The 16,467-nt window shown below is 35.7% G+C and carries 12 protein-coding genes; 4 read left to right on the forward strand and 8 right to left on the reverse strand.

Features of this window, described 5'->3' with window-relative positions:
• Window positions 1-30 precede the first annotated feature (30 nt).
• Window positions 31-2,478 (reverse strand): replication restart helicase PriA, encoded by a 2,448-nt coding sequence (gene priA / locus CJF12_RS07625; RefSeq protein WP_034681582.1) that lies wholly within the window; start codon window positions 2,476-2,478, stop codon window positions 31-33.
• A 104-nt stretch (window positions 2,479-2,582) separates the two neighbouring features.
• Here priA and CJF12_RS07630 point away from each other — a divergent pair, with 104 nt between their 5' ends.
• Window positions 2,583-3,332 carry a sulfite exporter TauE/SafE family protein gene (locus CJF12_RS07630; RefSeq protein ID WP_034681583.1) on the forward strand — a complete coding sequence of 250 codons (750 nt, stop codon included), beginning with the start codon at window positions 2,583-2,585 and terminating at the stop codon, window positions 3,330-3,332.
• A 35-nt stretch (window positions 3,333-3,367) separates the two neighbouring features.
• Here CJF12_RS07630 and CJF12_RS07635 read toward each other — a convergent pair whose 3' ends face one another.
• Entirely contained in the window at window positions 3,368-4,276 is a 909-nt protein-coding gene (locus tag CJF12_RS07635; RefSeq protein ID WP_034681584.1) for an AEC family transporter, read from the reverse strand.
• A gap of 694 nt (window positions 4,277-4,970) precedes the next feature.
• Here CJF12_RS07635 and CJF12_RS07640 point away from each other — a divergent pair.
• Window positions 4,971-5,972: an IS110 family RNA-guided transposase gene (locus CJF12_RS07640; protein WP_034683537.1), complete on the forward strand. Its 1,002-nt coding sequence runs from the start codon at window positions 4,971-4,973 to the stop codon at window positions 5,970-5,972.
• Window positions 5,973-6,053: 81 nt separating this feature from the next.
• Here CJF12_RS07640 and CJF12_RS07645 read toward each other — a convergent pair whose 3' ends face one another.
• The 5 genes from CJF12_RS07645 to CJF12_RS07665 form a co-directional block, all read right to left on the reverse strand.
• Complete coding sequence (locus CJF12_RS07645; protein WP_034688194.1) at window positions 6,054-8,534, reverse strand: beta-mannosidase; 2,481 nt, start codon at window positions 8,532-8,534, stop codon at window positions 6,054-6,056.
• Window positions 8,527-8,913, reverse strand: coding sequence for a GxxExxY protein (locus CJF12_RS07650; RefSeq protein ID WP_034688191.1), 387 nt, complete (start codon window positions 8,911-8,913; stop codon window positions 8,527-8,529). Before CJF12_RS07650 ends, CJF12_RS07645 begins: the two co-directional genes overlap by 8 nt.
• A 324-nt stretch (window positions 8,914-9,237) precedes the next feature.
• Window positions 9,238-9,900, reverse strand: a complete 663-nt coding sequence (locus tag CJF12_RS07655) for a copper homeostasis protein CutC (protein WP_034688187.1) — start codon at window positions 9,898-9,900, stop codon at window positions 9,238-9,240.
• Window positions 9,901-9,994: 94 nt separating this feature from the next.
• Window positions 9,995-10,987: an isoaspartyl peptidase/L-asparaginase family protein gene (locus tag CJF12_RS07660; protein WP_034688184.1), complete on the reverse strand. Its 993-nt coding sequence runs from the start codon at window positions 10,985-10,987 to the stop codon at window positions 9,995-9,997.
• 39 nt (window positions 10,988-11,026) lie between these two features.
• Window positions 11,027-13,213: a glycoside hydrolase family 20 protein gene (locus CJF12_RS07665; protein ID WP_394336997.1), complete on the reverse strand. Its 2,187-nt coding sequence runs from the start codon at window positions 13,211-13,213 to the stop codon at window positions 11,027-11,029.
• 172 nt (window positions 13,214-13,385) lie between these two features.
• Between CJF12_RS07665 and CJF12_RS07670 the strand changes: the two genes are divergently transcribed.
• Entirely contained in the window at window positions 13,386-14,195 is an 810-nt protein-coding gene (locus tag CJF12_RS07670) for a DUF4197 domain-containing protein (protein ID WP_034688179.1), read from the forward strand.
• Window positions 14,196-14,589: 394 nt separating this feature from the next.
• Window positions 14,590-15,564 (forward strand): IS110 family RNA-guided transposase, encoded by a 975-nt coding sequence (locus tag CJF12_RS07675; protein ID WP_051887338.1) that lies wholly within the window; start codon window positions 14,590-14,592, stop codon window positions 15,562-15,564.
• A gap of 169 nt (window positions 15,565-15,733) precedes the next feature.
• Here CJF12_RS07675 and CJF12_RS07680 read toward each other — a convergent pair whose 3' ends face one another.
• Window positions 15,734-16,387, reverse strand: coding sequence for a CoA transferase subunit B (locus CJF12_RS07680; RefSeq protein WP_034686666.1), 654 nt, complete (start codon window positions 16,385-16,387; stop codon window positions 15,734-15,736).
• Between the last annotated feature and the right edge of the window lie 80 nt (window positions 16,388-16,467).

The following is a 16,467-nucleotide window of genomic DNA, read 5'->3' on the forward strand; positions in this document are numbered from 1 at the left end:
ATAAAAGGCTATAAATTTTGTTAAAAATTGTTAAAAATCGACAAAAACGTCTTTTTTGATGCTCTGATAAGCAGTAATTTCATCAAAATCTTTCAAACTTAGCAAAACCATACTCTTATACTTTTCATAGTTTTTACCTCGTGGTAATTTTAATAAAATCTGAAACTGATAGAGATTATTAATCCGGGCAATCTGAGACTTTTCAGGTCCCAGGACACACTCTTCAGGAAGGTACTTTCTCAATACAGATCCTAAAAACTGAGAAGCACGGTTAACCTTGTCTTCTTTCCTGTGTTTCAGCTCTATCATAATGAGCTTTGTGAAGGGTGGATAATGGAATTTCTGACGTTCTTTCAGAAAATAATAATAGATTTTTGAGACCTGATTCATTTTAATCAACTGGAAGACAGAATGATCTGGATTAAAAGTCTGAATTAAAATCTTTCCTTTTCCGGATACCCTTCCTGCTCTTCCTGAAACCTGAGTGATCAATTGATATGCTCTTTCTTCAGCTCTGAAATCCTGAACATACAACAAGGAATCGGCCTTAGGAATGGCCACAAGCTCAATGTGATCAAAATCCAGCCCTTTGGAAATCATTTGAGTTCCTACAACAATATCGGTTTCACGGTCCTCTATCTTTTCATATAATTTTTCATAGGCAAATTTCTTTCGCATGGAATCCACATCCATTCTGTCTACCTCATTATCAGGAAACAGTTTCGACACTTCTTCGTGAATTTGTTCCACACCAACTCCCCTTTCATTAAGATTTTCAGAATGACATTTCGGACATGTTCTCGGTTTAGAAGCACGTTGGCCACAATAATGGCACTTCATTTCATTGGCAGATTTGTGATACGTCATCACCACATCACAATTGGAGCAGTAGTTGACATAACCGCAAGATTCACATTCCAGAACATTGGCATAGCCACGCCGGTTATGAAGAATGATCGCCTGATTTCTTTCTTCAAGCGTCCTTTTAATCTCATCGAGAAGCTGCAAAGAGAAGTTTCCTGAAACTTTTTTAGAATCCTGGGCTTCCTTAAAATTGATCAGTTCATATTCCGGCAGCTGCACATTTCCAAATCTTTCATTCAGAAAAATATATTTCATTTTTTCTTTACGGGCCAGATAGTAGCTCTCAACCGAAGGTGTCGCAGAACCCAAAATAACCCGGGCATCATAAAAACTGCCAAATACTAATGCTGAATCTTTTGCATTAAAATAAGGAGATACTTCTCTTGCTTTATAAGCAGAATCATGTTCTTCATCTACAATAACCAATCCTAAATTCTGATAAGGTAAAAACAAAGCATTTCTTGTTCCTACAAGAATCTGGATATCATTATTTTTAATTCTTCTCCAAACTTCCACCTTTTCAAAATCAGTTAGTTTTTGATGGTAGAACCCTAGTTTTCTGCCGTATTTTTTTTCTAATCGCTGTGTAATCTGCTTGGTTAAAGAAATCTCAGGAAGTAAAAAAAGTACATTTTTACCTTCATTCACACATTCTTCGATTTTCTCTAAATAGATATGGGTCTTTCCTGACGAAGTAATCCCGTGAAGCAAGACATTTTTCTTTTCATCAAAAGCTTCATCAATATCTATTTTCGCTTTTTTCTGAGATTCGGAAAGTTCTTCTATTTCTTCAATTTCACCTTCATAACTTTCCAGACGGTCTTTTTGAAGATAATATTCTTCAACAAAATTTTTGTCAGCCAGCGGCTTGAAATGAGAATGTCCAAAAGTCCCGTCTTCAAAAAGATCTGATTTTTTTATAAAAGCATCAGGGTTTTCTGTCTGCTTAGATAGTATAAGGAGAAAAAGATCTTTTTGTTTAGGTGCTTTATTAAGCTTTGCCAGAATTGCCGTAAGGCTTTCATTATCTAAAAGACTGTTATTAATCTTGACATAAGCCACTTCTTTAGCTTTGTACTTTTCTCCAATCTTTTCGTCAATTTCAATATATTGAAGATCAATCAGCGAATTGATGGTTTTAATAATATCCTTTTTAGGAATAAATGCTTCAAGGTCCGTAAGGTTAATTAGCTGCCTTACTTCCAGCGCCTGAATAAGATACATCTCATTGACATCCAGATTTTCAAAATCCACCGTTACATTTGGTTTCAGCTTCAAATAAGTTTCACTTTCCAGTTTTAAAGAGGAAGGAAATGCAAAACGATAAATCTCCCCCAGATTGCATAAATAATACCCGGAAAGCCAGTTCCAGAAATTGATTTGTTCCTGTGGCAGAATCGGGAGCTCATCCAGAATGCTGATCACTTCCCTTGGGACAAAATTTTCAGGTTCAATGTCATGAATTTCAAAAACAATTCCCGTATAAATCTTTTTTCCACGAAATGGAACCAGAACCCTCATTCCTGTCCGGATAACCGGCATAAGTTCATCGGGCACTTTATACGTAAAAGAACCTTTTAAATTTAAGGGTAAAACAATTTGGACGTATCGCAAGAGAACTAATTAAAGTGTAAAATTAAATCTTTCTTTACAGAACTGCAATTTTTATTAACGATTGATTTTTTTCTGACTTATATTTGCTTTATAATTTCTTGTTCATGGAAAATTATATCTTGTTATTTTTTATTGGACTATTAGCCGGGGCTATTAATGCCGCTGCAGGAGGAGGTTCATTTATTACTTTTCCAGCGCTCATTTATGCCGGAGTTCCTCCTATCCAGGCTAACGCATCAAGTACAGTTGCCTTATTTCCGGGAAGTCTTGCCAGTGCCTGGAAATTCAGGGAATACATTCGTCCGTTTCCCAATATTTCAATTACGACCATGATTATCCTGACTTTATTAGGCGGATGTGCGGGCGGATTATTACTACTTTATACCCCATCTACCGGCTTTAAATTGGTGGTTCCATGGTTATTACTGATAGGCTCATTAGCATTCGCATTTGGCAAGCAGGCCGGTAACTGGCTTAGAAAAAAGATTAATATCGGTTCGGGGCTGGTATTAGGAGCCCAGTTTGTTCTAGGAATATATGGTGGTTATTTTGGTGGAGCTGTTGGTATTATGATGATGGCCGTATGGGCATTATTCGGATTGTCGGACATTAAAGTGATCAATGCCAATAAAACACTTTTTACCGGGATCGCTAATGCGGTTGCCGTAATCTTATTTATTGCAGCAGGAAAAGTCTATTGGCCGGAAACCTGTACCATGATGGTAGCAACCATTTTAGGAGGTTATTATGGTGCACATTTCACCAAGAAGCTCAACCCGGTGAAATTACGTATGGGAATCGTCATTTTTAATTTTGTTATCACTACCGTATTCTTTATCAAAACTTATTTTTAATCCATTACGGCATCCCCATTCCTACAGAAAGTCTACTAAAAAATAAGCTCCGTAATCTGATACCAGACGGCTGAAGTCAAAAACCCAACCAGAATACTGAAACCTATCGTTAAATTGGTAAGCTTGGTGTTCAGACGAAACTGTTCTGCAATGATACTAGAAGTGACCAGCGTCGGCATTGCAGCCTCAAAAATGGTAATCTTTGCAACATCTCCTTTTATTCCTACCAAAAGTGCCAATCCTAAAACCAAAGCCGGTGCTAATATCAGCTTATAAAGCATGGATACGGACATCTGCGGAATCAGTTTTTTCCAGCCATTGAATTTCAGTTGTAATCCAACAGAAAATAAAGCGAGCGGACTTACCGTTGCTGCCAGCTTATCAAATAAAGGTTCTGCAACGGTAAAATCAATAAATTGAGAAAGCACCAATGCACTGATACATCCTACTAACGGTGGAAATGTGATCAGTCTTTTTAAAATAAAGTGGGCGCTTACTTTCCCTGATCTGCTCCCTCCTTTTACTGCTGCAATAATTCCCAAAGTCGAAAGACTGAAAAACATGGTCTGATCACATATAATAGCAATACTTAAAAGACTTTCTCCATAAAAAGCACTGATTAAAGGAAAGCCGATAAAGGAAGTATTACTATAGCCGCTAATCAGCTCCATAGTACTTTGCGAGCGCCTTGAATACCCTTTTTTCTTACTGTACAACGACATAAATATAAAGCTGAAAACAGCGATAAGAAAAGTAGCAACAATCGGAAAAAGCATTTCCATTGTCCATTGAACTTTCGGCAGGTACTTAAAAGATACCGCAGGCAGAGCCAGATAAAGAATCCAGGTATTGATGCCTTTATGGGCATCGGGGTGGATGGATTTTGTTGCTTTGAATACCATTCCCGCCAGGATACATATCCCTATCAAAACAAAATTCACCATAATTGTATCAAAATATAATGCAAATTTAAGCTTGATTTTTTACTAAGTAATGAAAATTTTTATTTTTTTGAAACAGAACTGGAATTTAATGTAAAAAATATGGAAAGGAGTTTCCTCAAAATCTCATAGATCATGCAGATTGAGCAGATTTATTTAATTGTCTTAATGTAATAATTAATGCGATTACCTTGCTGAGTGGAACGCCTTTGCGTCTTAAAAACGTATTGGTTTTAAAACTCTTTGCGTCTTTGCGATTAACTACTTCAATATTTTTTTTAACGCAAAGATGAATAATAATGCTATAAATTTAGGGTTAGCAAAAAAATAGCCTCACTGATGAAGCTAGCAATATAAAGACAGAATCGCTGATTTGTCATTTCAGCAGCAGAAGAAATCTCTTAATGTTTTTTTTAGGTCTTAAGTGTTTTAAAAACTTTTATGGTTTAGTTTTTTACCACAGATTACCTTTAGATTTACACAATGAATTAGTATTAAATTAGATAATAATTATATTCTGAAGAACCAGAGAAAATAAAGTGAACTAAACAGATTTCCAGAACAGAACTATTCTGAGTATCAGACTTTATTTTCTCTTTTGAATATCTGCCATTTAGAATGTTAAGCATTAAGGCTTATTAAAGGTTTTAGCATTATTCAAAATGGTTCATTCAGGATAAATCCTAAATCCAAAGTTATGAAAAGTTATTTTATAGGAATTGATATTTCCAAAGATACCTTGGATGTTTGTATCATGAGTGATTCTGAAGAGAAAGACATTTTTTTTAAAGTTGAAAATACTCTATCAGGAATTGAAAGTATGATTTCAAGAAACATCCCAGAGAATGCTCAATTGTGGTATTGCTTTGAAAATACAGGAAATTATGGGCTGCTCCTTGCCAGGATATTGGAAAGCCAAGAAATAAGCTATTATCAGGTCCCGGCTCTCGAAATAAAATTAAGTCAGGGAATACAAAGAGGAAAGAATGATCGAGTTGATGCCTGGAGGATTGCCAAGTATGCAAAAACATATTGCAAAGAACTTAAACCTTATCTCCTTCCCAGTAAAGAACTGCTTAAGATAAAAAATCTTCTTACCTACAGAAATCATTTGATAAAGGTAAGAACACAGTTCAAGAATGAGATAAAAGCTTTTTATCAGATCAATAAAATAGCTGATGTAAGTTTTGAAATTAATGATATTATGGGCCATATACAGCAACTGGATAAAAATATAGCATTAGTTGAAGAAAAAATAAAACAGGAAATCCATAATCAACAACACCTCAACCGAAACTTTGAAAAAATAACCAAAGTGAAAGGGGTTGGATTCCTCACAGCAGCTTATATGATTGTATTAACGAATAATTTTACAAGTTTTCAAAACCCAAGGAAATTCAACTGTTATGCAGGGATTGCTCCTTTTGAGCATACATCAGGAACAAGTGTTCAAGGCAAAACTAAAACAAGTAAACTTAGAAATAAAAGAATTAAAACGATTCTTTTTAATGGTGCTAATTCTGCCGTAATTTATGATGAAGAATTAAAATCTTATTACCAAAGAAAAAAACAACAGGGAAAAGCACATAATTCTATTATCAATGCTGTATGCTGTAAAATTGTATATAGAATATTTGCTGTCGTAAAAAGGGAAGAACCTTTTGTAAATTTAACAAGATATAATTTGCATATGTCTTAGAATACTCAGATTTACAAAGATGCATTATTTTCAACTTTTGAGATTTCTCGCTTTGTTCGAAATGACAGGTGGATCAAAAGTTTAATCTTGCATAGTATCCCACAGACTCAATACCTCAACTTTCTTCAAAGGCTTTGACAATGTAATTCTTTTTGATGTTCCAGGAAGTAAATCAAAAAAGTTATCACTGAAATGTATATCTCCCATTAAGTATATATCCTTTGCCAGGGTATCTGTAGAAAGCTCAATTTCAACTGCGGAAATTTTCCTTATTTTAATTGTAGGCTTGGTCAGTTTCAAATCTTTCGGTCTGCCAAAAAAGTAATTATTCTCAGCAAGTATTTTTCCTTTGTTATCCTTGAGAAATAATTTCAAATACACTTCATTTTTATCTACTCCTTTGATAAGATCATCAATTTTTACAGGATCAAATTCTACACTTCCCTCCAATACCTTACCACTGGACCGGATTGTATTGAGTATTTTTCCATTCAACCGGACAGCCTGAATTTCAGTTACAACATTCTGAAATACATTCAAACCATCATTAATAGCATGCAAGTGTATAGAGCCCTCTTTTTCTTCAGCCAGAATCACCTGCTGTTCAAAGCTTCTTTTGATCTGATAATGCAGCGCTTTCCAATTCCCCAAATAATCCAAAGAAGACCATGAAACTACCGGCCAGCAATCATTCAGCTGCCAATACAAAGTTCCCATATTATAGGGTTTTGCACGACGGTGAGCCTCAATAGCAATCCGCATTCCTCTTGCCTGAAGCAATTGAGAGATATAATTGAACTTTATAAAATCAGCAGGAACATGATAGTCCCGCTTCATATATTCATTAATAATTTCCCAGCCTCTCGCATGTTTTTCGTGAGCTTTAATCGTAGGATCTTGCAGACTCAACACTGGATTTCCAGAAAACATGGCTTTAGTTGTTTCTAAAGTCGGCATTCCCTGAAAGCCATATTCTGACATAAACCGCCCTACTTTTTCGTTATAAATTTCAAAAGGTTGCTCTCCCCACCAGACTCCCCAATAATGAGAGTCTCCTTCGGTCAGGCTTTCTTTATGCCCCCACCCGATGGATGGAGAACTTGGCCAATATATGTTTTTATCCGATGTTAAAGTCTCTTTCAAAGTATTGGGAATAACTTCATGAAAGACTTTTTTATAATCCTTCCATACCTGTAAAGAATCTTCTTTTGAATACTTAAACTGTTTCTGATAGCCCCAATTGACAATGGCTTCGTCCACCTCATTATTTCCGCACCATAAAGCTATGGAAGCATGATTCTGTAAACGGTTGACCTGATCTGTAACTTCTTCTTTCACATTATTCAAAAAGTCTGCATCAGACGGATAAAAACTTCCGGCAAACATAAAATCCTGCCATACCAAAATTCCATTTTCATCACAGGCCTTGTAAAATTCATCGTCTTCATAAATTCCTCCGCCCCAAATACGAATCATATTCATATTAGCCTCTTTGGAATCTTTGATCAGTTTCCTATATTTTTCTTTGGTAATTCTTGGTGAAAAGCTATCCGCAGGAATCCAGTTAGTCCCTTTGATATACAAGGGTTTTCCATTTACCTTAAAATAAAAAGATTTTCCTTTGGAATCTTTTTCCTGAATTAATTCTATCGTTCTTAATCCAATTCTAACCACCTCATTAGATAGGATGGTTGAGTTTTTTTTCAGAGATATGCTAATATCGTATAAATTAGGATCTCCCCATCCATTGGGTTGCCATAATTTAGGGTTTTCTATAACAAAAGGAATCTGAATTCGATTGATCCCTTCCTGTAATTGGATTGTATGAAGTTTGTTATTGATAAGAGTCTCGTAAGTTCCTTTTTTATCTGCAAAAATCTCAAGGTGAATATTCAAATCTGCCTTTTGCTGAGTGAGAAGTTTTTGTTCAATTTTTACATATTTCAGTTTTGCCTGATTCCATAAGCATAATTTTACATCTTTCCAGATTCCTGCTGTTACTAACCTTGGCCCCCAATCCCATCCGAACTGATATTGAGCTTTTCTTATAAAGCTCCTCGGACTCTCAGGGACAGTAAAGAGAACTTTTTGTGCAAGCTCTTTTCCTGTATTTACTGCTGATTTCAATTTAACCTTAAGAATATTATCACCCGTTTTCAAATATTGCTTTACCGGAATCTCCCATTTTCTGAACATATTATCCGTCTTCTTTACCATTTCTCCATTGAGATAAACCTCAGCAAATGTATCCAGCCCTTCAAACACCAGATCAATATTTTTATTTTCTAATTCAGTAGTTGAAACCTTGAAGCTCGTTTGATAATCCCAGTCTTCATTTTCTATCCATTGAACTTTTTTTTCATTTTCATCCTGATAAGGATCCGGAATCAGTTTGTTACCCATTAAATCCAAATGAACCGTTCCGGGTACTTTTGCTGTCAGCCATTCTTTTTCTTTAGCATTTTTAAACTGCCATGATTCAGAAGATAAGCTTCGCTCGGATAGCTGTGCAAAAAGGAATTTTTGGACAAAAAAGAATACAAAAAGGAGAGTTTTATTCATCAATCAATTTATTTACAATTCTATGAATTCCATCTTTAATAAGAGGACTATTAAAATTAATAAGCAATCCCAGCTTAATATTGGTCAGTTTTAGATAAGTTAATACCTGAGAATAAAAAACTGGGTGTAACTCTAGTACTGACTTTACTTCGATTATTATCTTATTATCAACAATCAGGTCTACTCTGAATGAATCTTCAATTGTTATTTCCTTATACTTTAATGGTAAACAAATTTGTCGTTCCACACTTAGACCCAACTTTGTTAACTCATAAGCCATTGCAGTCTCATAGGCATGCTCTAACAGGCCAACTCCCATATTTTTATGAACTTCCAAAGCAGCTCCTATAACTTTATAGGACAATTCATTTTCTGTCATTTGTTTGGGTTTTTATTTATTTTTCAACGCAAAGTTTTATTTCTTTGACTTTACATTTCAAGTTGGCAAAGATTATAATCAATTAAAATTGATTTGATGAAGCTTGCTTTATGCGCTTCGCTTCTTAAGCGACTTTGTCGCATTTCTTTGCTTACTTAAAATAATACCTCACACGATTAAACCTTTGCGTCTAATAAAATATTCAATCATACTTGCCATTGACTAAATCTAATCTTCGATTTCTGAAATAAAAGAATCTTATATAGTTTAATAGACATTACTTTGTTCCCCTGAATGACAAACTAACCGTTCGTTTTAGACGGTTTACTTATTTTTCAAAGCAACCACTTCATCCGCGCTTGCAAACTGTCCACCATCCGTAATGGCCGATGAATGGAAATATCCGGCTTTGGTAAAATCTCTCAAATCCTGGATATTGGAAGAACGAAGTCCACCTCCTACCAGAATTTCTATTTTTCCACCAGCAAGCTCAACAAGCTTTTTCAGATTTTCTTTTCCTTCAGCCACATTAGGTTTTTGCCCGGAAGTAAGAATCGTTTTAAAACCACAGTCAATTACTTTTTCTAAAGAAGACTCCAATCCATTGGCTCTGTCAAAAGCACGATGAAAAGTACAAGGCAGCGGAGCGGCTAATTCAACCAGGGTCTTGTTCTGTTCCATATTAACCTCATCATATTCATCTAAAATTCCGAAAACGAAGCCATCAATATTCAAAGATTTCAGTTGCTTCAAATCTTCTTTCATCGTCTCAAATTCCTTTTCAGAATAGGTAAAGTTTCCACCACGGGGACGAATCATCACAAAAATTGGAATATTTATTTTTTCGCGAAGTTGTTGTGCTGTTTTAAAATCCGGAGTTGTTCCTCCTTCACTTAGTCCGTCGCATAATTCGATTCTATCCGCCCCATTTTCAAAAGCAATCATTGCAGATTGGGGATTAAAACAAGCTATTTCTATTTTTGACATTGTTCAGATATTGATTTTTATATTTTGGCTAAAGCCAATGATTATTAAAACTTTTGAGAATGGGCTAAAGCCCATTCCTATTGATTTTTCATTATTATTTCAAAGCAAACTCAGGTGTTTCTAAACGGTTTCCTTTTTGATCGTGAACCGCAAAATTAAATCCATCCTGAATACAATAAGACCCATATTCTCCTTGTTTATTCAAGGCAATAAAGCCTACCTGGATATCTTTTAAATTTTTGTTTCTTCGTTGTGCAATTTTCACAATTCTTTCTACTGCCTCTTTACAAGCTTGTTGTGGATTTTTCCCCTGTCTCATCAATTCAACTACCAGATGGGTTCCTACTGTTCTTATTACTTCTTCTCCATGCCCGGTAGCTGTTGCCGCTCCCACTTCATTATCCACAAATAAGCCAGCTCCTATAATAGGTGAGTCCCCGACTCTGCCATGCATTTTATAAGCCATCCCACTGGTGGTACATGCCCCGGAAAGATTTCCTTGAGCATCCAGTGCTATCATTCCTATGGTATCATGGTTTTCTATATTCACAATCGGTTGGTATTTGCTATTTTTCAGCCATTCTTTCCATTCTTTTTCAGACTCGGGTGTTAGTAAATTTTCTTTTTTGAAACCTTGTGAGATGGCAAACTGAAAAGCTCCGTCTCCTACCAACATAACATGAGGTGTTTTTTCCATAACTGCCCTTGCAACAGAAATAGGATTTTTAATATTTTCTATACAGGCTACAGATCCTATATTATAGTTTTCATCCATAATACAGGCATCTAACGTTACCCTTCCATCCCTGTCCGGACGTCCGCCATACCCTACACTCCTTTCACTTGGATCAAGCTCTACCAAACGAACTCCTTTTTCAACAGCATCTAATGCTCTTCGGTTTTTACCAAGAATAGTCCATGCTTCTTCATTAGCTTTCAATCCAAAATTCCATGTGGAGAGAACAATCGGCTTATTGACAATTCCATTGTTTCCAGGCAATTCTTTCGCAATTAAATCTAATGGATTCAACAATAATGCAGAAGATGCCAGTGCTGTATTTTTTATAAATTTTCGTCTTGAGTTCATATTTTTTCAGGTATTAGATGACAGGATTTAAATATTAGACTACAGCGCCCCTATTTCATCAACAAAAAGCCACGCTTTTGAATCTGCTCCCGGATTTCCGGCTGGAATAATTCCTGCATTTTCTATTTTAATTTTAATATATTTTGAATTTTGATTCTCTACATTCAATCTTATTTTTCCTTTCGCATTCTGAATTTCATCTTTTCCAATTTCTTTAATCATTTTAAAATTGGTATTATCATCAGAAACAAAAACCTGTGCTGATTTAGCCAGATGAATCCAGCTTCCTTTATTTTCCAGAGTATTGAAATAAATTTCCGAAAATTGAGTTTTCTGTCCTAAATCTATGATCGCTATCACATCTTTTCCCTGAAAGCCCAGCCATGTTTTCCCCAGTTGTTTTTGATTTCCAATAATCCCGTCTACCAGAGTAAAAGCACCTCCGAAAGAATAATTTTCACTGGGTTGCTGCTCCAGAGTAATATTCTTACCGGTAGTTTTAGATGGAGTAAACTGCTGTGAAGAAACAGCACTTTTCAGCTGCCCCTGTTCAAAATAAGCAGATTTGATTGTCATTGGTTTTGAAACAGGAATGGCACCCCGGTAAGACATTGAGTTCATTGCTGGATCCGTTCCGTCTGTTGTATATTTTATCCCATCCGGATTTTGTGATGTTGACAATTCATAAGCTACACCGTTACTGGCATGGATTACTTTCCCTGATATATTATAAATGCTTCTGGCATAATTCACTTTCATCTGATCCAGTATTTTAAACTGCTGAATCACTCTATTTTCAAAGTTCTTATATCCTTTGGGATCAGAAGTTCCCCAACCTACTTCCGAAAGAGCCATCAGTCTCGGAAAAATCATATACTGAACTTGTTTGAAGTCCAGAATATACTCAGTCCATAAATTACCCTGAACGCCTAAGATATATTTCGCCTGCTCTGCATTGAGTTCTGCAGGAACAGGGCTATATGAATATACTTTATCTAATGGTGTATATCCACCAAAAGCATTGGGTTCAGACTGTGGGTCTCCCTGATAATGGTCAAAATAACAAAAAGCACCGGGAGTCATCACTGCAAAATGTTTTGTTTTAGCGGCTTCAATTCCCCCGCTTACTCCTGTCCAGCTCATAACAGCTGCGTTAGGAGCCAGGCCGCCTTCAAGGATTTCATCCCATCCGATAATTTTCCGGCCTTTGCTGTTGACATATTTTTCGATTCTGTGAATAAAATAACTTTGCAGACCATGTTCGTCTTTTAAATTGTTCTTTTTAATCAATTCCTGGCAATGTGCACATTCTTTCCATCTTGTTTTAGGACATTCATCCCCTCCAATATGAATATACTGAGAAGGAAAGAGCTGAATCACTTCATCCAGAACATTTTCTAAAAACGTAAAGGTTTCCTCCTTTGGACAAAATACATCATCAAATACGCCCCACTTGGTAGCAGCTTCAAAAGGACCTTTTGTACAAGCCAGCTGAGGATAAGCAGATAATGCAGCCAAAGCATGACCCGGCATTTCAATTTCCGGAACCACCGTAATGTGTCGCTGTTGAGCATATTTAACAACATCTTTAATTTGCTCCTGCGTATAAAAATACGGACCATAAGGCTTCCCGTCAAATGTATTGTCAACATAAGCCCCGATCATCGATTCTTTTCTTTTCGAACCTATTTCGGTCAGCTTAGGATATTTTTTAATCTCAATTCTCCATCCCTGGTCATCTGTTAAATGCCAGTGAAATGTATTCAGTTTATACATTGCCAGATAATCAATATACTGCTTCACTTCATCTACAGTGAAAAAATGACGGCAAACATCCAGATGCATTCCACGCCATGCAAACTTAGGCTCATCTTCTATTTTCAAAGCGGGAATTTTTTGATCTGCCTTATACTCCTGAAATAACTGGATCAGCGTCTGTAAAGCCAGAAAATAGCCCTGTTGGGTATAAGATTGTATCTGAATTTGTTTAGGTGAAATTTCCAGGGTATAAAATTCATCTGTATGCTTTGTACCAGCTGGTTTCTTCAACTGAGAGTAGACCAAATGCGCAGCTGACGCGTCAACATTACTGAATTTCAAATTTGAATTCAGACGGTTTTTAAAATATTCCGTTTCTTCTTTAGGTAGATTCTTATCCAGCAATAAAGTAGCAGGAACGATAAACTCACCACTTAAGGTATTGATTTTTTGGGGATATGGTATCAAATTTAATTGGGTTTGTGAGAAAAACACATTAGAACATAAAAGTGAAAAGACCAGTAAAAAACGCATTATTGTATGTGATTTAGATTTAAGCGAATATAATTATTTTCTGAAAAATTCATTGAATAATTTAACCTATTAAAGTATAAAAGATCTAATTTTGCAAAAATATATAATGAGAAAAACAGTTTTTTTAGCCGCCGGATTATTATTTTCAGTTTCCGCTCAGGCACAATTTCTAGATGCGATTAAATCCACTATTAAGAACAAAACAGGTGTTGATCTGAATAACACTACAAAGGCTAAAAGCACAACTTCTGTGACTCCACAGACGACATCAATCAACAAGCCTGCTACTTCTTCCCTGAATAATTTAACCTCAACACAGGTTTCATCGGGATTAAAAGAAGCCCTAAATTCCGGGGTTACGGAAGGTGTGAAAAAATTAGGGGTTACGGATGGTTTTTATAAAAATGAAATGGTAAAAATCTTAATGCCTGAAAAATTAAGAGCCATTGACACCCAACTCCGTGCAATAGGTCTAGGAAGCCTTGCAGATGAGGGTGTAAAGTTATTGAACAGAGCCGCTGAAGATGCAGTAACCGAAGCCGCTCCTATCTTTACCAGTGCGATCACTTCAATGACGATCACAGATGCAAAAAATATTTTACTGGGAAATAATAATGCAGCTACTACCTACTTACAGGACAAAACCCAAAACCAGCTGTTTACAGCTTTTCAGCCAAAGGTAAAAGCTTCATTAGGAAAAGTAGGTGCTGATACGGTATGGAAAAACTTAATTTCGAAATACAACACATTTACAGGGCAGTCTGTGACCACAGACCTTAACCAATATGTAACTACAGAAACCATTAACGGAATGTTTAAAATGGTTGCAGACAAAGAAAATGGAATCCGTAATAATCCCGCTATGAGAACGACGAGTGTTTTGCAGAAAGTTTTCGGAGCACAGGATGGAAAATAAAAAATAAGAAGTTAGAAATGAGAGGTTAGAAATTAGATTGACAAACTAATCATTTTAAAATAATATATAAAGGCTGTTTCATTAAAGAAATGGCCTTTTTGTTTTTTAAGAAAACAGCACACGCAGATAAAAAAATAAACATTTAAGATTCGAATCACTCATTAAGAGATTTCTCCTATCGTCCTTTAGATTTGTAAATAGTTAAATTTATAGAATTAAAGAAGAGAAAAGTGTTTAAGTAAACTAACCCTGTCTTAGAGTAAAACTCATATTTCGATTAAGACTTAAACACTTTCTTATCACAATCTCAGATAGAAATTCGGGCTAATGACCCATTATCAAGGAGTTGAGTTAATGATAAGATCTCTTCTTATTAATATGCAAAAACAAATTTATGAAAAATGTAATTATTGGCATTGATGTGAGCAAGCTTACTCTCGATATTAGTGTACTTATTGATTCTACCTTTCAGTTTTTTACGATAGAAAACACGGTAAAAGCATTAAAAAAGTTTTTTAAAGAATTTAAAGAACACCAAGTGATGATAGCTATGGAGAATACTGGCCGTTATAATTATCACCTTTATGAAGTTTTACCCCTTTTTGAATTTAAGGTTTATGTTATTAATCCACTTCATATAAAGAGAAGTATAGGCCTGGTAAGAGGTAAGAATGACAAAATAGACAGTAAAAGAATCGCTTTATTCTTAGAAAAACACCATATTGATCTACGTATCTGGAGTCCTTGCAGTAAAACACTACAAAAAATCAAACTCTTAAATACTGAGAGAAGACTCCGTGTTAAAATAAGAGCAGCTTTACTCACCCAGTTAGCAGACCAGTCGCTTCTAAAAGGAATGCAGGATAAAGACCTTTTAAAACTCAATAAGGACTTCATTGCCTTATTAGACAAACAGATTTCATTCATTGAAGATAAAATCCTCTATCTTATTGAAAATGACGAAGTCTTGAAAGATCAATATCATCGAATTCAAACGATACCAGGTGTAGGCAAAGTTTTGGCTGCTAACATGCTTATTAAAACCAACGGCTTTACCGAGATACAATCTGCCAGAGAAATGTCCTGCTATGCTGGTGTAGCGCCATTTGAGTATCAATCTGGTACTTCATTGAAGTACAAATCAAAAGTATCCCCCCTGGCAGATAAGGAATTAAAAAAAATTCTTCATCTCGCTGCAATGAGCGCTATTCGGTTTAAAAATGATTTGGCTGTCTACTATCTAAGAAAAGTGTCAGAAGGTAAAAATAAAATGTCTGTTTTAAATGCGGTACGAAACAAAATTATACACCGAATTTATTCGTTAATTAAAAACAAAACTTTTTATCAAAATCAATTGGAAATGTCATAGAAATCGAAATGACAAACTCTCGTGAAATTCACCATTTTACAAATCAGCGATTTTGCCTTTGCATTGGTTTGTGATTGATCAGTTAACTTAGTCAGCGAAGCTCATCTTTGCCAGCTCAAATATTTGAGATCATAAAAAAACCTTGCCAGTGACAAGGTTTTTATTTTATTTAGAATTGCATTTCAGGAATTTCTCCTTCAATGATCAAGTCTGCCTCTGTAGATTTGATAATATGTTCTACCAAAACTCCGGGCGCTCTTTCAACAAGCTTAAAACCAGCAGGAGTTACATCTAATACAGCTAGCTCAGTCACCACTCTTTTTACACAGTTGACTCCGGTTAACGGAAGGGTACATTTCTTTAAGATTTTACTTTCTCCAGCTTTATTTACGTGCATCATCGCAACAATAATATTTTCTGCAGAAGCTACAAGATCCATCGCTCCCCCCATCCCTTTTACCATCTTCCCGGGAATTTTCCAATTGGCAATGTCTCCGTTTTCCGAAACTTCCATCGCTCCCAGAATTGTTAAATCTACTTTCTGGCCACGGATCATTCCGAAGCTGAATGCAGAATCAAAGAATGATCCTCCAGGTAGTATAGTAATGGTTTGCTTTCCGGCATTGATAATATCAGCATCTTCTTCTCCTTCAAAAGGAAAAGGTCCCATTCCGAGGACTCCGTTTTCACTCTGGAATTCTACATCAATACCATCTGGAACATAGTTCGCAACCAAAGTAGGGATGCCTATTCCCAGGTTGACGTAGTAACGATCCTTCAGTTCTTTTGAAATTCTTTTGGCAATTTGTTCTTTTGTGAGCATAATAAAAACTTAGACTGCAATTTAAATATTTTCAATCGAATACAAAAGGGCTTTATTATTCAAAATTAATAGCACCATAA

The sequence above is a fragment of the Chryseobacterium piperi genome, assembly GCF_002285635.2.
Taxonomy (GTDB): Bacteria; Bacteroidota; Bacteroidia; order Flavobacteriales; family Weeksellaceae; genus Chryseobacterium; species Chryseobacterium piperi.